At 47.7% G+C, this 24,977-nt stretch carries 18 protein-coding genes; 8 read left to right on the top strand and 10 right to left on the bottom strand.

Going from position 1 to position 24,977, the window contains the following annotated elements:
• Positions 1–9: 9 nt before the first annotated feature.
• Positions 10–384 carry a 30S ribosome-binding factor RbfA gene (gene rbfA, locus J0M30_15430; protein MBN8668887.1) on the bottom strand — a complete coding sequence of 125 codons (375 nt, stop codon included), beginning with the start codon at positions 382–384 and terminating at the stop codon, positions 10–12.
• 43 nt (positions 385–427) lie between these two features.
• On the opposite strand from rbfA, the gene J0M30_15435 reads away from it, so the two are divergent.
• Both J0M30_15435 and J0M30_15440 read left to right on the top strand, forming a co-directional pair.
• Positions 428–2,254: an ABC transporter ATP-binding protein gene (locus J0M30_15435; GenBank protein ID MBN8668888.1), complete on the top strand. Its 1,827-nt coding sequence runs from the start codon at positions 428–430 to the stop codon at positions 2,252–2,254.
• 267 nt (positions 2,255–2,521) lie between these two features.
• A complete protein-coding gene (locus J0M30_15440; protein MBN8668889.1) occupies positions 2,522–4,621 on the top strand; it encodes a S9 family peptidase in 2,100 nt (699 codons plus the stop codon).
• A gap of 160 nt (positions 4,622–4,781) precedes the next feature.
• On the opposite strand, the gene J0M30_15445 is transcribed toward J0M30_15440, so the two are convergent.
• The 8 genes from J0M30_15445 to J0M30_15480 form a co-directional block, all read right to left on the bottom strand.
• The gene (locus J0M30_15445) at positions 4,782–5,426 is read right to left on the bottom strand and encodes a response regulator transcription factor (GenBank protein MBN8668890.1); all 645 of its coding nucleotides are present in this window, start codon (positions 5,424–5,426) and stop codon (positions 4,782–4,784) included.
• 3 nt (positions 5,427–5,429) lie between these two features.
• Positions 5,430–6,215 carry a hypothetical protein gene (locus tag J0M30_15450; GenBank protein MBN8668891.1) on the bottom strand — a complete coding sequence of 262 codons (786 nt, stop codon included), beginning with the start codon at positions 6,213–6,215 and terminating at the stop codon, positions 5,430–5,432.
• Positions 6,188–6,865: a hypothetical protein gene (locus J0M30_15455; protein MBN8668892.1), complete on the bottom strand. Its 678-nt coding sequence runs from the start codon at positions 6,863–6,865 to the stop codon at positions 6,188–6,190. The genes J0M30_15450 and J0M30_15455 overlap by 28 nt, the downstream gene beginning before the upstream one ends.
• 18 nt (positions 6,866–6,883) lie before the next feature.
• Positions 6,884–7,555, bottom strand: a complete 672-nt coding sequence (locus J0M30_15460; protein MBN8668893.1) for a hypothetical protein — start codon at positions 7,553–7,555, stop codon at positions 6,884–6,886.
• Positions 7,556–7,674: 119 nt separating this feature from the next.
• Positions 7,675–8,814: an acyl-CoA dehydrogenase family protein gene (locus J0M30_15465; GenBank protein MBN8668894.1), complete on the bottom strand. Its 1,140-nt coding sequence runs from the start codon at positions 8,812–8,814 to the stop codon at positions 7,675–7,677.
• Positions 8,815–8,879: 65 nt separating this feature from the next.
• Entirely contained in the window at positions 8,880–9,656 is a 777-nt protein-coding gene (locus J0M30_15470) for an MBL fold metallo-hydrolase (protein MBN8668895.1), read from the bottom strand.
• Positions 9,657–9,889: 233 nt separating this feature from the next.
• A complete protein-coding gene (locus J0M30_15475) occupies positions 9,890–10,159 on the bottom strand; it encodes a hypothetical protein (GenBank protein ID MBN8668896.1) in 270 nt (89 codons plus the stop codon).
• 359 nt (positions 10,160–10,518) lie between these two features.
• Positions 10,519–12,075 (bottom strand): response regulator, encoded by a 1,557-nt coding sequence (locus tag J0M30_15480; GenBank protein ID MBN8668897.1) that lies wholly within the window; start codon positions 12,073–12,075, stop codon positions 10,519–10,521.
• Between the two features lie 198 nt (positions 12,076–12,273).
• Between J0M30_15480 and J0M30_15485 the strand changes: the two genes are divergently transcribed.
• The 6 genes from J0M30_15485 (at position 12,274) to J0M30_15510 (ending at position 19,482) form a co-directional block, all read left to right on the top strand.
• Complete coding sequence (locus tag J0M30_15485) at positions 12,274–13,488, top strand: HD domain-containing protein (GenBank protein MBN8668898.1); 1,215 nt, start codon at positions 12,274–12,276, stop codon at positions 13,486–13,488.
• A gap of 11 nt (positions 13,489–13,499) precedes the next feature.
• A complete protein-coding gene (lpxD, locus tag J0M30_15490; GenBank protein ID MBN8668899.1) occupies positions 13,500–14,549 on the top strand; it encodes a UDP-3-O-(3-hydroxymyristoyl)glucosamine N-acyltransferase in 1,050 nt (349 codons plus the stop codon).
• A 9-nt stretch (positions 14,550–14,558) separates the two neighbouring features.
• Positions 14,559–15,431: a glycosyltransferase family 2 protein gene (locus J0M30_15495; protein MBN8668900.1), complete on the top strand. Its 873-nt coding sequence runs from the start codon at positions 14,559–14,561 to the stop codon at positions 15,429–15,431.
• 248 nt (positions 15,432–15,679) lie between these two features.
• Positions 15,680–17,083: a bifunctional UDP-3-O-[3-hydroxymyristoyl] N-acetylglucosamine deacetylase/3-hydroxyacyl-ACP dehydratase gene (locus tag J0M30_15500; protein ID MBN8668901.1), complete on the top strand. Its 1,404-nt coding sequence runs from the start codon at positions 15,680–15,682 to the stop codon at positions 17,081–17,083.
• A 179-nt stretch (positions 17,084–17,262) separates the two neighbouring features.
• Entirely contained in the window at positions 17,263–19,242 is a 1,980-nt protein-coding gene (gene gyrB / locus J0M30_15505; protein MBN8668902.1) for a DNA topoisomerase (ATP-hydrolyzing) subunit B, read from the top strand.
• Positions 19,243–19,278: 36 nt separating this feature from the next.
• Entirely contained in the window at positions 19,279–19,482 is a 204-nt protein-coding gene (locus J0M30_15510; GenBank protein MBN8668903.1) for a hypothetical protein, read from the top strand.
• A gap of 85 nt (positions 19,483–19,567) precedes the next feature.
• On the opposite strand, the gene J0M30_15515 is transcribed toward J0M30_15510, so the two are convergent.
• On the bottom strand, positions 19,568–24,946 hold the full coding sequence (locus J0M30_15515; GenBank protein MBN8668904.1) for a S8 family serine peptidase: 5,379 nt from the start codon (positions 24,944–24,946) through the stop codon (positions 19,568–19,570).
• Between the last annotated feature and the right edge of the window lie 31 nt (positions 24,947–24,977).

Below are 24,977 nucleotides of genomic sequence, written 5' to 3' on the forward strand. Positions count from 1 at the left end.
TATTCGCGGTTATTGTTGTTTGTTCCCTTCTTCTTCGTCACGGATCTTCTTAAAGAGGTCTTCCATCTTGAATACATGGTCGAGGGTATCATCGGCAAAATACTTGATCTCAGGTATGCGCCGCAATTGGAGTTTGATACGGTTGGCCAACTCCTTCTTGATCTCCCAGCCCCTGTCTTCGATCCGCTTCAAGGCAGCTGCAGGATCCTCGATCTTGAAAAAACTCAAATAGATCCGGGCCTCCAACAGATCGGGCGTGATCCGAACCGCCGAAACCGATACCATACCCCCATCGATCATGGACAAACCAAGTCGCTGAAGAATATCATTTATCTCCTTATTGATCAGGCTGCCAACCTGTTTCTGTCTTTTACCTTCCTTCATATACACACATTTATTCGTGGTAAAATTAGTTACTTTGCCCCGAATGAAGCAGTACTCCCGGATTTTCAGGTATCTGTCGCCCTACACAGGGAAGATCACCCTCTATTTTCTGTTCATCCTCCTGAGCATCGTGTTCTCCATCGTGTCCATCGGGATGTTGATGCCCTTCTTTGACCTGATCTTCATGAACCCCAAACCGGAATGTGCAGATTGCAGTACCATCACCCAAACTTCCTCCAATCCCCTGATCCAATGGGTCAAGACCTTTCTGCTTGATTCTATTGGGAAAAAAGGAAAGATCCCAACACTGGGGATGATCTGTATCCTGATGGTGATTTTTATCTTCCTCAAAAACCTGACCCTTTATTTATCCTACTATATCCTCAACCCGTTAAAGAACCGGGTAGTGAATAAGTTACGGGAGGACCTGTATGACAAGATCCTTCGGCTACCCATTGGTTTTTTTAATGAAAAAAGAAAAGGCGACCTGATGAGCCGGATGACCACTGATGTGGCCGAAGTGGAAACATCTGTTGTCGGGACCCTCGAAGGCTGGATCCGTGATCCGCTGACCATACTCATTACACTGGGGGTATTGTTTTTTATCAGTCCCCAGCTCACTTCTTTTATCATTGTGCTCCTACCTGTCCTGGGACTCGTGATCGGCCGCATTACCCGGTCACTAAAAAAACACTCCCAACGCGTGGCGGATAAATTTGGTGAAACCCTCTCCACACTCGATGAAACCCTGGGTGGGTTAAGGGTGATCAAGGCATTTAATATTGAAAAGCTGCTGCGAAATAAATTCTTCCGCACCAATGAAGAATTATTGCACTCCAAAAACCAGATCAGTTATCGTCGTGATTTAGCCTCTCCCTTGTCAGAGGTCATGGGGGTGGCTCTGTTTTGCGGAGTTCTTTATTTTGGCGGACGATTGGTATTGAACAAAGAGATCGCCCTGGAAGCTTCTGCTTTCATCGGCTACCTCGGTATTTTTTATAACCTGATCAACCCGGCCAAAACCCTTTCCACCTCCTTTAGCAATATGCGCAAAGGCACGGCTGCCATTGGTCGTATTGAAGAGATATTGGATACACCCGTAACGGTAGATGACAACCCGAATGGAAAGATCATTGATACATTCAAAGACAGGATCGAATTCAGGGGTGTGCGTTTTGCCTATGATGATGCGGTGATCCTGGACGATATCAACCTCGTGATCGAAAAAGGAAAGACGGTTGCCCTGGTAGGTTCTTCCGGTGCAGGTAAATCCACGCTGGCCGATCTGGTTCCCCGTTTTCATGATGTGACCGCCGGAGAAGTACTGATAGACGGAATCAATATTCGGGATTATTCGCTTCATTCGGTCAGACAACTAATGAGTATCGTAACTCAGGAACCGATCCTGTTCAATGACACCATCGCCCATAATATCAAACTGGGTATGTCGGATGCCAGTCAGCAGGAAGTGGAACAGGCGGCGAAAGTGGCCAATGCCCACGACTTTATCATGCAAAAAGAAGCGGGCTACGAAACGAATATCGGAGACAGGGGGAGTAAATTAAGTGGCGGCGAAAGACAACGCATGACGATTGCCCGTGCCGTACTCAAGAACCCTCCTATCCTGATCCTGGATGAAGCCACTTCCTCACTCGATACTGAAAGCGAAAGACTGGTGCAGGATGCCATCAACAATATGATGCAAAACAGAACAAGTATCGTGATCGCCCACCGGCTTTCCACGATCCGGCATGCTGATGAGATCATTGTGCTGCAAAAAGGCCGTATCGTTGAGCGAGGAAATCACGATCAGTTGATGACACTGAATGGATTTTACAGGCGATTGGTGGATATGCAGGAAGTGAGGTGAGGGCGGAGAGGCGGGAGGCGTGAGACGTGAGACGTGAGACGTGAGAGGTGAGAGGTGAGGCGTGAGGCGTGAGGGGTGAATAGTGAATAGTGAATGAAAAGAGTATTATGCTCACGATTCACCATTCACTATTCACCATTCACCATTCACTATTCACTATTCACCCCTCACGTCTCACGTCTCACGATTCACGATTCACTATTCACCATTCACGTCTCACCATTCACGCCTCACGTCTCACAAAACAATCAAAAAACACCCCAAAATATGAAACGACTTCTAACACTTGCCTTCTTCGCTCTATCTCTGGCAGTAATTGGCCAGACGAAAGAAGTAAGTTACCAACAGGCATTTGAGAACGCCCCGATCAAGCTGAGCAAACCATTGCCCCAGGTTAGGGATTGGGTAGATGACAATCATTATATTGAAAACCGCAAGGATGAGGCGGATGGAAAAATGAAATTGTTTTCCGTGGATGTAAAAACCGGAAAAGCAGTTCCGTATGTAACCGCTTCCACCAATATGGCGCAAAAGGATATGGCCTCTCCCAAGGAGGCTAAAAACCTGACCCTCTCCCCGGATGGTAAATGGGCGGCCTATACGCTGAACAATGACCTGTATGTAATGGATGTGGCCACTGAACAATCCACCCGCCTGACCACCGATGGCAGTGAGACCATTAAAAATGGCTATGCTTCATGGGTTTATTTTGAAGAGATACTGGGCCGTCGTTCGAGATACAAAGCTTTTTGGTGGAGCCCCGATAGCAAGAGCATCTGCTTTATGCGTTTTGATGACAGCAAGGTTCCAACCTTTCCGATCTATGTGATCAAAGACCAGCATGGTTTTCTTGAAAATGAAAGATATCCCAAAGCAGGTGACCCCAACCCCGAAGTACGGATGGGGGTAGCAGATATTGCCACCTCCAAAATAACCTGGGCGGATTTCAATGAAAAAGACGACCAGTATTTTGGTACGCCCAGCTGGACACCTGATAACAAACTCTGGGTATCCTGGATGAACCGTGGTCAAGACCATTTGAAGATTTATGATATCGCCCTGAACACCGGCGCAAAATCCCTGGTGTATGAAGAAGAACAGAAAACCTGGATCGATCTGGATCAGGAAGACCGTTTTGAATTTCTTCCTTCCGGAAATGGATTTATTCTTAAAAGCGATAAAAGCGGATGGGCACAACTTTACCTGCATGACAAACAGGGTAAAGAGATCAGCCGTATCACCAATGGTGAATTCACCGTTGGGGCCATTTATCGTATCGATGAAAAAAAGAAAACGGTTTATTTCAGCGCCCGCAAAGAGAATTCAGCACGATTTGATCTTTATTCGGCATCCTTTGATGGCAAGAAACTTATCCGCCACTCCTTTGGTGAATATAGTTTCACCAACATGAACCTATCTCCGAACAACAAATATTTTATCACGACTTATTCCAACCTGACCACACCCAATACCATGGTGCTGATGGATATGAAAGGGAAGGTGATACGTGAATTGGGTAATGCTATTGGCGAGGAATATGGAGATTTTGCCAAGCCCCGGACCGAGATCGTACGGGTAAAGTCGGCAGATGGATTATTTGACCTGCCGGTCAAGATCACCTACCCGCTCAATTTCGATCCCTCTAAAAAATATCCTGTCCTGACCAGCATTTACGGTGGACCCAATGCAGGTACCGTATATGATCAATGGCGTACTTCGGCCCAGGAACTTTGGTGGGCCAAGGAAGGATTGATCCAGGTAGCTTTTGATAACCGCAGCAGTGGTCATTTTGGAAAGAAAGGCCAGGATTTCATCCATCGCCAATTGGGGAAATATGAGATCGAGGATTATATGCAATGTGCCAAATGGCTCCGTGGCCAATCCTTTGTGGACAGTAACCGGATCGGTATTACCGGTGGAAGTTTTGGTGGATATATGACCTGTATGGCGCTGACCTATGGGGCAGATGTGTTTACCCATGGTGTGGCCAATGCCTCGGTAACCGATTGGCAATTTTATGACACCCACTATACCGAACGTTTCATGGATACACCACAGGAGAACCCTGAAGGCTATAAACTTACTTCGGTAATGACCTATGCCGATAAACTCAAAGGCACCTTACGCATCATTCATGGCACATCGGATGACAATGTGCATATGCAAAACAGTCTTGTCCTGATCGATAAATTACAAGACCTGAAGAAGAGGTTTGAGTTCATGGTATATCCCGGACAGCGGCATGGGATCGGCGGACAGAAGGGTATTCACAACCGGACCGAGACTTATACCTTCTTTTATAAATACCTGTTGCAACGCGAGGTGCCGGAGTTTTTTTGGAAAAGCTCGGGGCAGCGGCCGTTTTAGAGGTGGGGGTTGGTGGTTGGATGATGGATGTTGGATGTTGGATGTTGGATGTTGGATGACAAAGGCGGAAAAGGCCGGACTTCGAACTTCTTCCCGATTCTTCGGGACCCGTACCCATCATCCAACATCCAACATCCAACCTCCCCTATTACCAAAAATCTCAAAGCTTGTGCAACCCGATCTTCACTGCATACAAAGCCAGTGCCACCCGGGTTTTAACTCCTAGTTTTTCAAATAAGGTATCCCGGTAGCTTTCGACGGTGCGGGGGCTGCAATACATTTTTTCAGCGATCTCCTTATAGGTAAGCTCGGTACAGGCGTATTGAAGAAATTCTTTTTCCCGGTTACTGAGTTGATTGGTCACCGTATTTTCTTCGTTGGGCGAAAGGCTTTGAAAAATACGGCTGGCGGCCCAATCGGAGTAGTAGAACCCACGGGTGGTGAGTGATTCAAGCGCCTTTTCAAGTTCGGCGGGGTGAATATTTTTTTGAATAAACCCGCGGGCCCCGCATTTGATCATGCGGAGCAGGGTCTGGTCATCCCCTTGCATGGTCAGGGTCATGACCTGTACACCCGGATGATTTTTATAGATCCATTCGGCAGTTTCGAATCCATCCATTTCGGGCATGGAAACATCGAGCAGGACAATATCCGGCACCTGTCCAGTTTGAAGAAATCGTTCCTGGAGGACCCTTCCATTTTCGCATTCGTATAAAACGCGGTATTGAGAAAATTGATCAATGATCGAACTGATGGCTTTCGCGATCAGGATATGATCATCGACAATGACAATGGTTTTTTCCATCGGTTATTCATCAGAAGCGAGGTTCTTACCCGGTATCTTGATCTCAAGATGAGTACCCTTGCCTGGTTCACTCCGCAAATTAAAGAATCCCCCGATGAGATGGACACGGCGTTTCATATTTCCGAGTCCGATCCCACGCGACTGCACATTATCGCTATCAAATCCGATCCCATTATCCGCTGCAGAGAGCAGCAGCCCGTCCGGCATCTCCCGGAGCTGCAGGGTGATCAAATCGCCCTGGGAATGTTTGAGACTGTTTTGAATGAATTCCTGGACGATCCGTAACAGAAAACTTTTGACCAATACACTTACCCTACCCTGGTAATCCGAATGAACGGTCGCCCGGCATACACCTGTATCATTCACACGGCCACATTCAAAGGAAAGCAGCTCGGACAAGGAGGCGTCCTGCATACGATTATCCGTTAGGGTACGAGACAGGTCACGCAACTCTTCCAGCGAATCATTGAGCACGCTACTCACCTTTTTTAGTCGCTCGGTAAGCACCGGGAACTGGTTCTCATACTCCATTTTCTGGGTATAGATCGTGGCTAGGGTCAGTTTCTGGGCCACACTATCGTGAATCTCCCGGCCGATGAACTGCATCGTTTGCTCCTGGGCATTTAACTGGGTATGGAGTATTTCCAGTTTATGCTGTTCTTCCACCAGCAATTTCTCTTTTTCGTACAATACCTTCCTTCGCCGGTATTGAAAAATAAACACCAGGATCCCGACCACAAGGATCAGCATCACAATATTGATCAGTATGAGGAAGAGGGTTGTTTCCATTTTCCCATAATAAATGATAAGGCAAAGAAAGTGTACATCAGGCAGTTCAACACCATTTGCAGGATCCAATAATGGCTAAAGAATTTTATATACTTGGTGGCCAGGGTATTCCATAATCCAAAAAAAGGCAGGGTCATCAGGTAAAAGACCAGTAAACCAAGACAGACCCAGAACATCGGCTCCTGTCGGTAATTCAATATCCGGTCACTGCTTATAAACCCGACAAAGAATTGTAGGATCAATAAAAGCAGGATGATATTTCCCATGGTATAGGAAAAGGACTGAAACGCTAACCGGGTCTGCTGAAGGAAAAGGAATTCGGTCCACCAGGCCAGAATATAGACGCCGGCCCCGATATAGGACCAGCGTCTTTGTTTTTGTTCCGCGTATGACCTGGAGAAAAGCCAGAAAAAAAAAAGAAACTGAAAGGGGATCGCAAAAAAGAAATACATCCGGTACATGGGTTTTACCAAACCAAGCACATGACCCACGTATTCCGCCGTCAATTCTGTCAGGAAGATCACACCCAGATAAAGGGCAAACCATTTCCAGTAATGATGGCGGTACTTCTTCCAGAAGATAATTCCGGTTAAAAAGGCCAGCCCTTCAAAAACATTCAGGGTCACCACCCATTTCAGGTAATCACTCATACTGTGAAAACAATTTTATTAATTTCCGGTCGGAAAGCTTCCATCGCCAAAGGGCGGAGGGATCAATCCACCGTGATTCAATGCCCCGGCTCCTTCATCGCCTCCTCCTTTCATCACCATGCCCTCACCCTTGTTCGCAGCCTGGGCCATATAAGACTTTAGCGGAGTCGGCTTACATTTCTGGCTTCCGACATAGTAAGGATCAAAATCGATATTGGTCTTGCCATCTTTATAGGTTGCCGTAATCACCAGGGTCTGGTGGTGGGCGTAAGAGGAATCAACTCCCATGGCCACACATTGCTTGGCATCCGGGTACTTGGCCATATAGAAATGAAGCCCAAGCCCCAGGCTGTCCAGGTTACAACCTTGTTTACATAAGGTATCCTCGATGGCCCAAATATATTTCTTCAATGTTTCCAGGCTATACCAGATATTTCTTGTGTCCTCATCTTTGGTCACCTTCCCATCCACTCCGATATGTGATTTATTATAATCCTGATAATAAAGTTGGGTAATCTCCGTGGCCTGAGCAAGGGAGATCATTCCTTCGGCTTTCTGTCCCGAATAATCACGGGCATGTACGGATGTGCAGGGATTCATTTCGTCGGTGCCTGCCGTCCTTTGCTTACAGGCGTAAATACCAATAAATACCAATGCGATGGCATTTAGGGCCACTAATGTTTTTTTCATAAAAGATCAGTTTTAAGATGATGAATGGATGCGTGTCCGCAAATCTATCGTCATTTTTCTTAATCTGACCTCCGTTGAATGAACAGTAATCACTCCGTTTTTTAACGGTATTTCATTACTTATTTGAGAACTTCCCGGGAGATAACGAGTTTTTGTATCTCGCTGGTGCCTTCACCAATGGTGCAAAGTTTGGCATCCCGGTAATGCTTTTCTACGGGGAAATCCTTGGTATAGCCATACCCGCCAAATATCTGGACGGCGTCGGTAGCCACGCGTACCGCCACTTCACTGGCATAATACTTGGCCATGGCGCTCACTTTGGTCATTGGTTCCCCACGTTGTTTCAGGTCACAGGCCTGAAGGATGAGCAGTTCAGCCGCAGTGATCTCCGTGGCCATGTCGGCAAGTTTAAAGGAAATAGCCTGAAAATTTGATATGGGTTGGTCGAACTGATATCGTTCTTTGGAGTATTGAACGGAAGCCTCATATGCGCCTTTAGCTATACCCAGGGCCAGTGAGGCAATGGAGATACGCCCTCCATCCAACACCTTAAGGGACTGTTTAAACCCCTCTCCCACTTCTCCCAGTCGCTGACTATCGGGTATTCTGCACTGATCGAAGATCATTTCAGCAGTTTCGCTGGCGCGCATCCCCAGTTTATTTTCCTTTTTACCCCCACTAAAGCCAGTGGTTCCACGCTCAACCACAAAGGCAGTGGCATTGTTCCTGGCGCGAGGCTCGCCTGTTCTGGCAATCACTACGGCTATATCTCCACTCCGGCCATGGGTGATCCAACTCTTGGTGCCATTCAGTATCCAGTGGTCACCTTCACGAACGGCTGTGGTCCTCATGTTACCGGCATCGCTCCCGGTATTGGGTTCGGTAAGCCCCCAGGCTCCGATCCACTCGGCAGTGGCCAGTTTGGGAAGGTATTTCTGTTTCTGTTCTTCATTACCAAAGGCCAGGATATGACCGGTGCACAAAGAATTATGGGCAGCCAGGCTCAGGCCGATGGAGCCACAAACCTTAGCGATTTCTTCAATGATCGATTTATACTCATAATACCCCAAGCCGGCTCCACCATATTTCTCGGGTACCAAAACCCCCATCATTCCGAGTTTTCCCAACTCTTTAAATACCTCCACGGGGAACTCCTGGCTCTCATCCCATTTCATGACGTGGGGAAGGATATGCTGTCGGGCAAAATCGCGTGCTGTTTGAGCTACCTGATCGGTCAATTCTGATTGTCTAAAATCCATATTTAAAGAATTATGGGTACGCAATATACTAACAATTGTTAGTTTTTTGATACACTGCGGGAATCTCAAACTTCCAAACTCAGGCCATCATACGCGAGATGGATATGTTGGGGCAGTTCGGATTCTACTTCGTCATGCAAACCCAACTGGTGGGAAATATGGGTAAAATAAGCTAAGGGTACACTCAATTCCATGACTGTGTCTATCGCCTCCGATAAACTGAAATGGGAGATATGTTTCTGTTTACGAAGCGCGTTTAACACCAGCACTTTACTCCCCCTGATCTTATTTTTTTCCTCTTCTTCAATCCGGTTGGCATCGGTAATATAGGTAAAGTCTCCGATCCGGAATCCCATAACGGGCATCTTCATATGCCAAACCTGTACAGGAATGATGGGAATATCGCCAATATAAAATGGCTCATTTGTAAAAGTGTGCAGGTCAAGTTCGGGAATACCCGGGTAGCGGGTGTCAGAAAAAGCATAATAAAAATCACGCCGCAGGGCCTCTTCGGTAAGTGAATCGGCATACACTTCCATGGGCTTTTTGGAAAAAAAATTAAACGCCCGTATATCATCCAATCCTGCCAGATGGTCTTTATGCGGATGGGTAAAAAGAACAGCATCCAGTTTCTTTACCTGCTGCCGGAGCATCTGGTACCTGAAATCGGGACCAGTATCGATGACGAGTGATGTTCTTTCAGAACGGATCCATACGCTGGAACGAAGCCTTTTATCTTTTTTATTGGTAGAGAGGCAAACCTCACAATCGCAGGCGATCATGGGAACCCCGCTGCTGGTACCGGTGCCAAGAAAAGTTATGGATAACGGAGGACAGGTCACTGGACGAAGGTACGATGTTTGGGGGTTGGATGTTGGATGTTGGATGACAGATGACTGAGGACAGATGACTGAGGATGGATGTGCGAGACCTCTGGTCTCGCACGTGTCTTCCGTCGCCTCTGGCGACATAAGCTAATAATATTATTAAAAGATGTGCCCTTCAACTCCCTTCCAACATCCAACATCCGTCATCTGTCATCCGTCATCTGTCATCCAACATCTGTCATCCCTCCTCAAACCGTCCCTACCCGCTCCAGCACTTCCGCGTACAGCTTCTGTGATTCGGGGGTCAGGTTTTCGGCTTCGATGCGTAATTGGGGAAGAAGGTCAACCATGGTATTGATGCGACCTTCCATTTGAAGAAATTTATTTAACACGATCACTTTTCGTTGCTCCAGAATGCAATATCCGGATTGAAAAGTGCCACGTTCGTAGCGAATGATGTAACCGGCTTCCTGCGCGATGCCTTCAAGTTTATCCAGGGTCGTTTGATTGTACTTCATGTATTCGTTTCTTCTTCAGTTCATACAAATTTAGGCGGATTGAAGGGGGTTGGAGAGAGGAGTTTTCCACAGGGGAGTGGGGGGGGGGCGGAGGATAGATGACAGATGTTGGATGTTGGATGTTGGTTGGCGGAGGGTGCCTGTGCGAGACCGGAGGTATGGCATGTGTCTCCTGTCGCCTCTGGCGAAATCTCTTATTATACTGTCAAATTCAATTTATCTTAATTCGAGTCGCCAGAGGCGACAAGATAATGGTGCGAGACCTCCGGTCTCGCACAGCAAACCCCCACCAACCAACATCCAACATCTGTCATCTGTCCTCCGTCATCTGTCATCTGTCATCTGTCATCAGTCCTCCGTCACTTCCCTCCCATCCGTATCACCGGCACGATCATTTCTTCCAGACTGATACCTCCATGTTGGAAGGTGTTCCGATAGTAATTCGCGTAATAATTATAGTTATTGGGATAGCAGAGATACCCGTCTTCACGGGCAAAGATGAAAGAAGAATTCACGGTAGGTACTGGAAGTCCGGCTTCGCGGGGATCACGAAAAGCAAGCACTTCTTTGGCTTCGTAGTTCAGGTTGCGACCATGTTTATAACGAAGGTTCGCCGTGGTCTGTTTGTCACCAACCACCTTATACGGTGTTTTTACCCGCACCGAACCATGATCGGTGGCCAGGATCAGTTTCAGGTTTTTATCCGCGATCTTTTTCAGGGCCTGGTGTAGTGGAGAATGCTCGAACCAGCTTTGCGTAATGCTCCGGTAACTAACTTCATCCCCGGCCAGTTCCTTTAACACTTCCATTTCCGTGCGGGCATGACTGAGCATATCGACAAAATTATAGACGATCACATTCAGGTCATTGTTCATCAGGTTATGGATATTGTTCACGAGATCAAGTCCCGCCTGATTATTTACCACTTTGGTATAGGATACGCGAAGGCCATCCATTTTTAACCGTTTCAACTGTGCTTTCAGGAATAACTCTTCATGCAGGTTTTTGCCTCCTTCCTCATCATCATTCTTCCATTCTGACGGAAATTGCTTTTCAATTTCCATCGGTAGCAGTCCCGAAAAAATAGCATTGCGGGCATATTGGGTGGCCGTGGGGAGAATGCTGTAGAAGGTTTCCTCTTCCAGTACCCGAAAGCTTTCGGAAAAGATCGGCTGAATCGCTTTCCACTGATCAAAGCGCAGGTTATCCAATAAGACAAAAAACAAAGGTGTCCCCTTTTCCAGATGAGGAAGCACTTTGAATTTCATCAACTGGTGGCTCATAATGGGACTGGATTCGGCCTTGCCACTGATCCAGGATGCATAGTTCCGGGAAATGAATTTAAAGAACTCCGTATTGGCCTCATTCTTCTGGGTTTGGAGTACTTCACGCATTTCCGGACTATCCGACTTACCCATTTCCAATTCCCAATACACAAGTTTTCTATAAATATCCATCCACTCATTGTGGTCGGGATTGCTGTTCAGGGCCATGAACAGGTTGCGAAACTGCTGCTGATAGGCCGTAGTTGTTTTCTCCGATACCAGTCTTTTATTATCCAGGATCTTCTTTAAACTGAGCAACACCTGGTTGGGGTTGACTGGTTTGATCAGGTAATCGCTGATCTGGGAACCAATGGCATCATCCATCAGGTTCTCTGTTTCATTCTTGGTGATCAACACGACAGGGATCTGCTGGTTTACCTCCTTGATCTTGGACAGGGTTTCCAACCCGGTTATACCCGGCATACTCTCATCCATTAATACCACATCCACGGGATTTTCCTTTACATAATCGATCGCATCAAAGCCATTGGTCAGGGCATGCACCTCATATCCCTTGCTTTCCAGGAAGAGTTTTTGGGATTGCAGGCTTTCGATTTCATCATCTACCCAGAGTATTTTTGCTAAGGCCATTTAATATTTATTTTAAATAATCTTTGCAGTTCAATTGTTATTATCACGAATTTTAATGAATTAACATGAATTGCATGAATTATATGGAAGAAAGGATTTACATCAATACCACAAGTTGGCATTAAATTCGTGTAATTAGTGTTAATTCGTTAAAATTCGTGTTTAAAAATTCGTGTCATTAAGTTTGGATCTTTAACTATGCCATCCATTCGCAAGATCATAAACGACCCGGTCTACGGTTTTATTACCATCGATCATCCCTTATTGCTTGATATTATTGCCCATCCTTATTATCAGCGGCTTCGCCGCATTTACCAGATGGCTTTTGCCCACCTGGTCTATCCGGGGGCGGTTCATTCCCGGTTACACCATTCCCTGGGTGCATACCACCTGATGTGTAATGCCCTGCAGGAACTTAAAGGCAAGGGTGTGGACATTACTCCCGAAGAGGAATTAGGCGCCAAGATCGCGATCCTGCTTCATGATATCGGACATGGGCCTTATTCGCATACACTCGAGCACGAATTGATCAGGGATGTACATCACGAGACCATTTCCCTCCAGATCATGCAATTATTGAACAAGGAGTTTGGTGGACAGCTGGAAACGGCCATCGCCATTTTTACCAACCAATATACAAAGCCCTTTCTCCATCAGTTGGTATCGGGTCAATTGGATGTGGACCGGATGGATTACCTGAGCCGTGACAGCTTTTTTACCGGTGTTTCGGAGGGTGTTATCGCGTATGACCGTATACTCAAAATGCTGGCTGTTCACAATGGGAACCTGGTAGTGGAGGAAAAAGCCATTTATTCCATAGAAAAATTCCTGGTCTCCCGCCGGTTGATGTACTGGCAGGTCTATTTACATAAGACCGTGGTCTGCGCCGAAATGATGTTGGTACACATCATTCGCCGAGCAAAAGAACTGATCGAAAACGGGACGCCGGTAAAGGCTGCCACCCCCGCCCTTGATTTCTTTTTGCAGAAAACCGGAGCCGGGGCTTTTGACAGTACCCACCTGGATATCTTTTGTAGTCTGGATGACTATGACGTAATGGCCACGGTGAAAACCTGGATGGGGCATCCGGACAAGATCCTGTCAACTCTATGCAGGCAATTGGTGGACCGCCGATTGCTCAAGATCAGGCTTCAGGCCGAGCCTTTCCCAGTGGAAATGCTGGCCGGGAAACAGCAGGAAGCAGTGGAAAAACTGGGTATCTCCACAAACGAAACACATTATTTTGCCTTTACCGGGGCCGCTACCATCACCACCTACAATGTGCGGGATGAGAAGATCAATATCCTGTTCAAGGATGGCACCCTCAGGGATATCTCGGAGGTGGATAATGCCCTTATCCATACCCAGGTATCTGCCCCTGTTAAAAAGCACTACATTTGCTATTTACGCTGACTTCAATTCTTATGACATTTACTGCTGCACAAATCGCCTTGATGATCCAGGGAAAAGTGGAAGGAGATCCGGGAATAGCGGTTGGATCATTTGGCAAGATCGAGGAGGCCCGCGAGGGCCAATTGGCATTTCTGGCCAATCCTAAATACGAAGATTACTTATATACAACAGGCGCAAGTATCATTATCATCAATGAGTCGCTGCCTTTAAAAAAAACCGTATCGGCCACCCTGATCCGGGTACCCGATGCCTATTCAGCCTTTGCGGCTTTATTGGGAAAATACCAGGAATTGAGGACCCAGCAACTGACGGGTATCCAGCAACCCTCCTTCCTGGCACAAAGTGCCAGTATTGGAGAGCAGGTTTTTGTCGGGGCATTTGCGTATATCAGTGATGGCGTTGTTGTTGGTAAAGGCACCAAATTATTTCCCGGTGTATTCCTGGGCAACCAGGTAAAAGTGGGTGAAAATTGTATCCTTCATCCGGGTGTGGTGATCTACCATGATTGTGTGATCGGAAATAATGTGATCATTCATAGTGGCACTGTGGTGGGAAGTGATGGGTTTGGATTTGCCCCCCAGGCGGACGGTAGCTTCAAGAAAGTACCCCAGATTGGAAATGTGGTTGTAGAGGACCATGTAGAGATAGGTTCCAATTCCACGATCGACCGGGCCACCATCGGCTCTACGATCATTCGAAGTGGCGCCAAATTGGATAACCTGATACAGATCGCCCATAACGTGGAGATCGGTCATAGCAGTGTGATCGCGGCCCAGGCCGGTGTGAGCGGCAGTACCAAAATTGGAAAAGGTGTAATGATCGGCGGACAAGCGGGTATTGTTGGTCATATCACTATTGGGGATGGCGCCAAGATCAACGCGCAGAGTGGTGTGAGTAAATCCATCGAACCCGGAAAGGCCGTAACAGGTTCCCCGGCCCATGATTATACGGCCGCCCTGCGCAGTCAGGCGGTTAGCCGAAAACTTCCTGAACTGGAAAAAAGGGTAAAGGACCTGGAAGCCATCATCAGGAAACTCCTCGAAAAAGAAAACTCCTTTTAAATCACCGGCATGAAGGTCACCGGCTTTACCATCGTACGTAATGCAGTATTGTATGATTACCCGGTGGTGGAATCGATCCTGTCCATCCTTCCCCTGGTGGATGAATTTGTGGTGAGTGTCGGACAGAGCGAAGATGGCACGCTCGAACTCATCCGCTCGATCCAATCGGAGAAGATCCGGATTGTACAATCCCATTGGGATGATAAACTTAGGTCGGGCGGCAGTATCCTTGCCATTGAAACCGATAAAGCCTTTCAGGCCATTTCCCCGGATACGGACTGGGCCTTTTATTTGCAGGCCGATGAAGTGGTACACGAAAAATATCACCCGGCTATTCGGGCGGCCATGGAGCAGTATTGTTCCGATCAGCATATTGAAGGTCTGCTCTTCAAATACCTCCATTTTTATGGAAACTATGACCATGTGGGAGACTCCCGCCGGTGGTACGACCGGGAGATCCGGATCATTCGGAATGACCCGGCAATAAAATCCTACCGCGATGCCCAGGGTTTTCGGAAAAACGGCGAGAAACTTCGTGTTAAACCCATTGAAGCTTATATCTATCATTATGGCTGGGTAAAACATCCGGAAAAGCAAAAACTGAAACGCGAAAACTTTGGCATTTTCTGGAGTGAAGACCAGGAGAAAGAGTTTCAAAAAGAAGTAAAGGATATTTTTGATTACACTGGTGATTTTGATTCCCTCGACCGGTTTACCGGCACCCATCCCCACGTAATGAAAGAGCGCATTGCCCAAAAGAACTGGGATGTGCAATTAGACATTTCCCGAAAGAACATGCCATTCAAATACCGCGTCCTGCATTTCATTGAAAAGAAATTTGGGAAGCGGTTGTTTGCGTATAGGAATTACAGGGTGGTGTGAGGGTGGAGGACGGATGTTGGATGATAGATGACGGAGGACAGATGACTGATGACGGATGTTGGATGTTGGATGTTGGATGACCTAGGGTGGCTGTCATCCGCCATCTGTCATCTGTCATCCGTCATCTGTCATCCGTCATCAGTCATCTGTCCTCCGTCATCCAACATCCAACATCCAACCTGCGCCATCCAACCTGCGCCATCCAACCTCCCCGATTTCCTCCTATCTTTGCCCTCCAAATACTTGTCATGAGTCAACCCTTTAACCCTGATAAGCAACACACTATCTCCGGAGAAGCAAATATCTCGGGAACCGGTTTACATACTGGTGTCATGGTGGATATGCGGATCAAGCCAGCAAATCCCGGTTATGGCATCCAGTTTAAGCGTATCGATCTGCCGGGTGAACCCGTGATCAAAGCCGATTGTGACCTGGTGACCGATACCAGCCGGGGCACCACCCTGGAAGCAAATGGGGGCAAAGTGAGTACGGTGGAACATTTGCTGGCGGCCCTGACCGGAATGGGGGTAGATAATGCACTGGTTGAATTAAATGGGCCTGAGATCCCCATTATTGATGGAAGTTCCCAGCCTTTTATCGAGATCATAGAAAAGGCAGGGGTACTGGAACAGGATGCAACCAAACACTGGTACAGCATTGACGAAAACCTGAATTATTACGACGATAAAAAGCGGGTGGAAATGGTGGCCCTTCCTGCCACCGATTATTCCGTAACCACCCTCATTGATTTTAATTCGCCCGTTCTTGGTACCCAACATGCGGTACTGAAAAAGATGGGGGATTTTAAATCCGAGATCGCACCCTGCCGCACTTTTTGCTTTTTACATGAATTGGAAATGCTGTTGGAGCATAACCTGATCAAAGGCGGGGATGTAAACAATGCGATCGTTGTGGTAGACAAACCGGTAGATGAAAAGGAACTGGCCCGTCTGCAAAAAATATTCAAGAAAGAGAAGATCGAGGTTAAAAGCGAAGGCTATTTGAATAACCTTGAACTTCGTTTTCCCAATGAACCTGCCCGGCATAAATTATTGGATGTGGTAGGCGACCTGAGTCTTGTAGGTTACCCCATCAAGGCCCGGATCATTGCCAACAGACCGGGACATAGCACCAATGTTGAATTTGCCAAAGTGATCAAACAGTATATCAAGAAGAACCGGCATATCCGGGATATACCAAACTATGATCCCAATCAGCCACCGATCTATGACCAGAGCTATATTGAAAAAACATTGCCTCATCGTTTTCCATTTGCGTTGGTCGACAAGGTCATTGACCTGAGTGATAACCATATCGTAGGGGTAAAGAATGTGACTTTCAACGAGTGGTTTTTTCAAGGCCATTTTCCGGGTAATCCAGTGATGCCCGGGGTGCTTCAGATCGAGGCCCTGGCCCAATGTGGTGGTATCCTGGCGATTAACCTGAGTGGTGAGGGCCAATATGATACTTATTTCCTGAAGATCGATAATTGCAAATTCAAGCAAAAAGTGGTTCCCGGAGATACCCTGATCCTGAAAATGGAACTGGCGGCCCCTATCCGCCGGGGAATCTGCGAAATGAAAGGCACCACATATGTGGGTAATAAGGTATGTTGCGAAGCCGATCTGGTGGCGCAGATTGTGAAGAGATAGTGAAACGTGAGTCGTGAGGGGTGAGTCGTGAGTCCAGTCTCACTCCTCACGATTCACGTCTCACGACTCCCTGATTGTCAATCTCCAAAATCCATAATTAAAAGCCTGGATTCGACCCTGTTTTCGTACATTTGCAGACCTGCGTTTTCTGAAAAAAAACAGGCTATTTTCCCCTCTATATGAGCACAGAAACTACTGAAATCAAAGGCACTTCTCAAGGGAGCTACGGAGCAGATAGTATCCAGGTCCTGGAAGGGCTGGAAGCGGTCCGGAAACGACCCGCGATGTACATCGGCGATATCAGCGAAAAGGGATTGCACCATCTTGTTTATGAGGTGGTAGACAACTCGATTGACGAGGCCCTCGCAGGATATTGCAAGAACATTACGGTAACGATTAACGCCGACAATTCCATCACCGTAGAGGATGATGGAAGGGGTATCCCCACAGCGATCCATACAAAGGAGAAAAAGAGCGCGCTGGAAGTCGTAATGACCGTGCTCCACGCCGGGGGTAAATTTGATAAGGGATCCTATAAGGTTTCCGGGGGTTTGCACGGGGTGGGTGTAAGTTGCGTAAACGCGTTAAGTAGCAAACTGCAGGTCACCGTTCAACGGGAGGGAAAGATCTTCGAACAGGAGTACCATATTGGTGTTCCCCAATACCCCGTTCGCGAGATCGGTGTATCTGACCAAACAGGTACGCGGGTTCAATTCTGGCCCGATGCCAGCATTTTTACCACTACCATTTACAAAAAAGATATACTGGAAGGACGTTTGCGCGAATTATCCTACCTCAACAAAGGGGTTCGGATCATTCTGAATGACCTTCGGGAAACGGAAAACGGGGATGGAACTTATACCAAGACCTTCTATAGCGAAGGCGGTATCATTGAGTTTGTGGAAATGCTGGATACCAATGCCGGTCGCCAGCCCCTGATCCCGAACGTGCTTTTTGTTGAAGGCCGGGATGAAAATACCAATGTAACAGTGGAGGTCGCCCTCCGCTACAACAGCGGTTATAACGAACATATCTATTCGTACGTCAATAACATCAACACCATTGAAGGAGGTACCCATGTATCCGGTTTCCGCCGGGCCATTACCCGGGTATTCAAATCCTATGGTGACCGCGAAGGGCTTTTTGAAAGGGCCAAGATCGAGATCGAAGGAGACGATTTCCGCGAAGGATTAAGCGCGATCGTTTCGGTAAAAGTACCCGAGCCTCAATTTGAGGGACAAACCAAGACCAAACTCGGCAACAGCGAAGTGATGGGTGTGGTGGATACCACGGTTTCCAAAGTATTGGAGGCTTACCTCGAAGAGAACCCACGCGATGCGAAGAATATCATCAGCAAAGTGATCATGGCCGCCCAGGCCCGCGTTGCAGCACGCAAAGCACGCGAACTGGTGCAACGTAAATCTGTATTGAGCGGGGGCGGATTGCCCGGCAAACTGGCAGACTGCTCAGACCGTGACCCCGAAAAATGTGAACTCTTCCTCGTTGAGGGTGACTCGGCCGGTGGTACTGCCAAACAAGGTCGTAACCGGAACTATCAGGCTATCCTGCCTCTAAGGGGTAAGATCCTGAACGTAGAAAAGGCAATGGAACATAAGATCTACGAAAACGAAGAGATCCGCAATATGTTTACCGCCCTGGGGGTAACCGTAGGCACTGCTGAAGACCCCAAGGCCCTGAACCTAGCCAAACTACGCTATCACAAACTGATCATCATGACCGATGCCGATGTGGATGGAAGCCATATCGCCACCCTGATATTGACCTTTATTTACCGGTATATGAAGGAAATGGTCGAACATGGATACGTCTATATCGCCCAGCCCCCTCTCTACCTCGTTAAGAAAGGAAAAGAACAGGCCTATGCCTGGAATGAAGAACAGCGAAAAACACAGGTGGAACGCATCGGTGGTGGAAAGGATGACAGTGTGAATGTGCAACGTTATAAAGGTTTGGGAGAAATGAACGCCGAACAATTGTGGATCACCACGATGAACCCCGATTCACGCACACTGAAAAAAGTGACCATCGAAAGCGCCGCCGAAGCGGACCGTATCTTTAGCATGCTCATGGGTGATGAAGTGGCCCCGCGTCGCGAATTCATCGAAAGCCATGCAAAATATGCCCGTATCGACGTCTGATAAATAAAAACGAATTATTCATTAAAACCGAAAATCATGTCCAACGTAGTATTGACCGCGTATAATGTGAAGACCAAAGAAAAGAACGTACCCATCATGGATGCTGTGATCACTAAAACCTCCAAAGGTGCGTACATGGCCCAGGGTCATGATGGCAAAGGAAATAAGCTGACCACCCTGCTGGGAGAAGCGAAAGCCCTCGCCGCCATTGAAGCTGGTGTAGCAAAGCAAGGCTGGTAAAAATCCTGGCGCCCCTTAGCGCCCTTGCGTCATGGCGGTCATGATTTACCGCAAAGACACTAGGACCCTAAGGGGCGCTGAGTTTTTATTGCTTCAATAGTCTGAATACCTGAGTTTCGCCACCTCCGCTTAATTCCACCAGATACATCCCCGCCGGATATTTTGCTTCACTGAGTTCGATCACCCATTTCTCTACAAAACCTGTTCCTTTACGGGCCATCTGCATCACGGTTCTACCTGTAGCATCCACTACCCTTCCCTGTACCTGTTCACCATCTTCCACCTGGAATACCAACTGGAATATCCCCGATGATGGATTGGGATATACTTCCCACCGAAGGTCATTGTTGAAACGAACCGGACGTACCGCTGAATAGGTCGAACTTCCATCGCGTTCAACGATCCGAAGCCGGTAATATCGGGTGCCCGTTTTACCCGGTTCTGCATCCGTATAGGAATAGTTATGACCGCCCGGAGCATTGCCGAGGCTGTTTACCCGACCGGCTTCCAAAAATCTTCCTGTCTGGAAATCAGCCAGTGTTCGAGCCACTTCAACAACATAATAGGATATCTGGAATTCATTCTCCGTTCTCCATTGCACGAACACATCATTAGTTCCCTGTCTTTGCGCCGAGAAACCGGTAATACTGACGGGCAATGTGGTCAGGTTATCCAAACCACCATTGCTTAACCAGAATTCAGAAAAATCTTTTACCCTGAACTCAGCATAGTACCCTTTGTCAAAAGGTACTTTCTGTACATTGTCACTATTGATAAAGAGCCAGTCACCACCATTATTATCAGCTATTGTTCCATTCTCTTTTGTATCATCTGTATTTCCATATTTTGAAACCCCCAATTGATAGGCCATGGAAGGTTTGGTACAGGTAGCACAACCCGTGGCATTGATCAGGGCCTCTGTTTCAGTATCCAGGAAATAAAAACGGACCAGCGCCGAATCACCCAGGGCTGTCGTTGCAGGTTTGATGGTGATATTCCGATCGTGATAATATTGATTGCCATCATTTCGTACGCCTCCGGTAAAGATATAAGCCTGTACATCCGTTGACCCCATGTTCTGGTTATTGGGTTGAATTGAAGCAACAAGTTTACCACCGGAGGTGAAATCGATCCAGCTTGTGCCCCCTGAAATGGTTTGGTTGACGGGTGCACCCATGGTAGCGCCATCATAAATGCCATTCAGGTTGTCATAGATATGAATATCATCGATGGCCATTCCTTCCCTTGTTACAAAAGGATCGGAGGTCACCACAAAGCGTAAACGCAGGTTGGATATACCTGTTGGTAATGCGATCGTAGCCACATGCCAGCGGGTATAATTCTCTATGCTCCACAGATGGTTGGAAGGATAGCTCTTGTTATACCAATTGGTACCTGAACCGAAGGCTCCCAGGCGTGTCCAGGTCAACCCATCAGCAGAATATTCAATATAGGCCCCATCACAAAGTGAACTGCCACAATCTTCAAAATCAAGAGCCGTACTAAAGCTCAGGGTTGGCGTGGTCATGCTGCTGATATTGAAACAGGGCGAATAGAGATATGAAAGTTCACGGGTATTGTAATTTCCTACCAGCCTTGTTTTCCAGGCCTTGGTTCCATTGGCAGCCCGGTTGATCTGTGAGGAGGCCGGGGTTCCATATTCCCAGGAATCATTCTTCCCGCGACTGTACCAGTTACCGTTGTTTGATTCAAAGGTTTCCAGATAGGGGTAACTGGTGACGACGGCTGAGTTTATGAGATCCACTTCGAGGGTATCATTCTCCGGAAAATCGTCTGTGGGGTATTGAACGATCACTTGCACCGTATGCGCGCCGGTGGCCAGCAAATTAGCCGTTGCCGTAAAAGTGTAGGTGACCGTAGCATCCGGTCCGATACTCGGGATATTTTCGATCACCGGAGCCCCGCCATCCACGGAGAACTGCACCGGAATATTATTGACGGTATTGGAGGATGAGTTGCGTACCTGAATACGAACCGGCGTAGTGGCCGTCAACGCGCAACTATTGGTAATCGGTGTATCGATCGCGATCATCTGGATATCATCGGTGACCGCATATAAACGAATATCATCAAAACTGTTTCCCTGGAAGGCATCGTTGTCAATGATACGCACATACCCGAATTGTCCGAAACGTACCTGAAAACTCGTTGAAAAATTTTGTCCATTGGCACTTAGCAGGTCCGAGACCTCAATACTTGGGGTACGTACAAAGGACCCGGGATCATTTCCATTGGCAGAGAGTGTAAAGGCCGGTATCCAGGATTGCGTATCATCGCCCCTTACCCAGATCGTATTATTCGCATGTGGTACACTATCGCCATGTTGTTTATACTCTACATCCAGTCGTACATCCGTGACTGCGGCATTGATGCCATTCAGGTTAAAGGTTCCGGTGACGAGGTTGGTATTTCCCGCACCGTCAAAACCATCGAGGTCAAGCAATAAAGAGCGTGATCCTGAATTGGCCATACCAGCGATAAGATATGTGCTGGCCCTGCCAAAGGTGGATGTGCGGGTATAGTCATACCGTTCGATCCCTTCCATACCAAAATAGTTCCGGTAATACTTAGCACTGTCGGCTGTTTCCAGGTCATCGGTAAAGGGAAGGGTGATCAGGGTATTGGCGATCTGTTTGATCGTATCGATCCGCGCGTTATTGCCGGCAACGGGGTCTGCAGCACCCTGGTTTATAACTTCTATTTCCACCTCATAATTTCCGGCAGCGGAAAAATCATAGGTCGTGGCAAAGCTATGGGTAAAGGTAGCTCCTGCTGCCACGGTAGTGCCGGGGTTTTCAGTAACCCAGGCGCCGCCATTGACACGATAACGCAGATCAAAATTGTTGACCGCCGCGTCATCCAGGTTTCGGATTCGCGCCTGTATGGTCGTGGTTGCCGTCAAAGCGGTTGAGGTGGCGATACGTCCGGATATGGGAGCCACCAGTGCTTCAATGGCCAGATCATTGTCGGATATCGTTCCAGCGCAGGTACCGGTGGAGGGCAGGCGGCTGATGGCCTGGGCTCTTTTCCCGGGAACCCCATTGAGGCGGGCCCGAACCGATACCCAGTAGGTAGTGCTTTGTGATAATCCGGAGAAAATATAGTTAGTGGCTGTGGTGGTACCAACAGCGGTCATTTCATTTCCGGTAAGCATAAATACTTTATAGTCGGTGGCTCCTGTAACGGCCGTCCAGTTTAATGAAATATAACCCGGACATTGGGTTGCGGCCAATGAAGCAGTGGGAACACCCAGGATGGTAAACGGATTGCTGGTACTTACCATCGCCGTTCCATTTCGGGTGATACGGATCAGTGCCTGTTCTGTCGGGGTATTGGGAACGGTCCAATCCAGCTGACGAAGATTGGCCGCAACAGCCGCATTGATGGTTGTCCAGCTTCCGCCATTATTGGTTGAATATTCTACCAGATATGTATTGGCCGGGTCACCAAAAGCATCCCATTGAATAGTCATGGTTTCGGCGGGGGCCACCCCTTCGCCACCAACGGGATAGGTGAGTGTGGTAGAAACAGGAACAAAATCATAAACGACAAAATACTCCTGCGGAGGGCTTTGGGTAACAGATGTCCCTTTGATGGTAATGGTATAACCACCTGCTGCGGGATTCGTGATCACCACCTGCTCCATATTGTTGATGTGATCGGCCCCGGTGGTAGCAGCATTGTTTACATTGGCCGCTACTGTATCCAGTAACCAGGGAAAATGGATCACCGCGGAAGGATCAGTGAGTTCAAGGTCAAGATCGTTCACCAGCGTATGTGCCGAAAGAGGTGTGGCCGCCGGGTCATTCCAGTACAACATCACTTTCAATTGGGCTGTATTGGCAGGAACCGTGATATTGTGGGTGGAAGTGCCGGTATGGTTAACCGACGAAATAAAATAGCGGGAATTGTTCAACATGTCTATTGAACGAAGCAGGTTCAATGAGCCATAGCCATAGGTAAAATCGGCACCTGTATTTCCAAGGTCCACTCCGCCATTACAAACAAGTGCTTTCATTAACCCGCTTTTCGGATCGGCATTGCCATTCAGTTGGCGGTAACGTTCATACAGAAGAGCCAGTCCTCCCGAAACGGCAGGTGCTGCCATACTGGTCCCGGAACTGAAACCATACGCGTTATTGGGATAGGTGGAGATCAAAAACCGGCCGTAAGACATGATCTCCGGTTTTGTCCGTCCATCCTTTACAGGTCCGCGACTGGAAAAACTACTGATGGAGAAGTTCTTTTCGGTTGATCCTACCACCAGCACATTCTTGGAGGATTGATAAGCACCTAATACGGTTTTAAAACTGGCAGGATAAGGTGAACAATTGAGAACGGCGCCATCATTACCCGATGCAAACACATGTTGCAAATGGGGTAGCTGTATAGCCTGCAGGTCCATGATCCGGCTGATCAGGTCATAGGTTCCTGCATAATCGCAATCGCCTGTTACATCGCCATAGGAGTTATTGGCCACCACCATATTGTGATCGGCCACATAGTTGGGGGCATTGACCACAATGCCGGAGAAATATTGTGAGATCAGGGTGGACCGGGGTGCATAACCCTGATAATCTTGCAAGATATTTCCGGCTCCACCCACTGTACCATTCACATGGGTTCCGTGATTGGCTGCCACCACGGATCCATGGTTGATCAATCGGCCCCTGAAATCGATATGGTACTGTGGATCTGAGTCATCTCCCACTCCTACCACAACATTTTGTCCTTTCAGGTCAAACCCGCCAACGGCGGTGGCTGCATTTAATACATTTCCTTTGGCATTGGTGCGACTGATCAGATTGAGCGACTGGTCGCCATGCGGAGCAAATTGGATATATTCTACAAAAGGTTCCGCAGCGAGTTGTTCAGCCAGGTCTGCATTGAGTTCTACTCCCAGGATCGAATAGGATTCAAAATCGGTAAAGGTCACGGGGATATTCAGGCGGGTAAGGCCGGCCCTTACTTCTTCTTTGGAAAATGTTTTAAAAAAACTGATCCAGCATTTCCAGTTACCTGAACTGGCCCGGGCATAACTCGGAAATTCCCCCTTACCCAACGGGACCGACATTTTTTGTTTACCACCAATGGTAACCAGGGCAATGGCCTGGTTGCGTTGTAACACCGAAAGTTCAGGTTGTTTGGAGAAACTAACCACATAACTGTTCCGGGGGATATAATCCAATAATTCCATTCCCGCTGCGGAGAGTTCACGACGTTGTGACAAAGAAGGTATCGCGGCAAATTGAATAATGGCGGTGGTCTTTCCTCCTACCCAACGGGCCGTTTGGGAAAAATCATTGACTGATTGGGGATTGATATTCCGTACAGGGGTGGATGCTCCGCTTCGGAGATAAAGCCGAAGATCGTTTTCAACCTGGGCCATTATAACGGAAGAAACAGCCAGGCATAGGGTGAGCAGGGCAGAGCGTATTTTCATATACTGGATTCTTGGTACAAATTAGGGAAAA

It is taken from the genome of Chitinophagales bacterium (assembly GCA_017303415.1).
GTDB lineage: Bacteria > Bacteroidota > Bacteroidia > Chitinophagales > Chitinophagaceae > SpSt-398.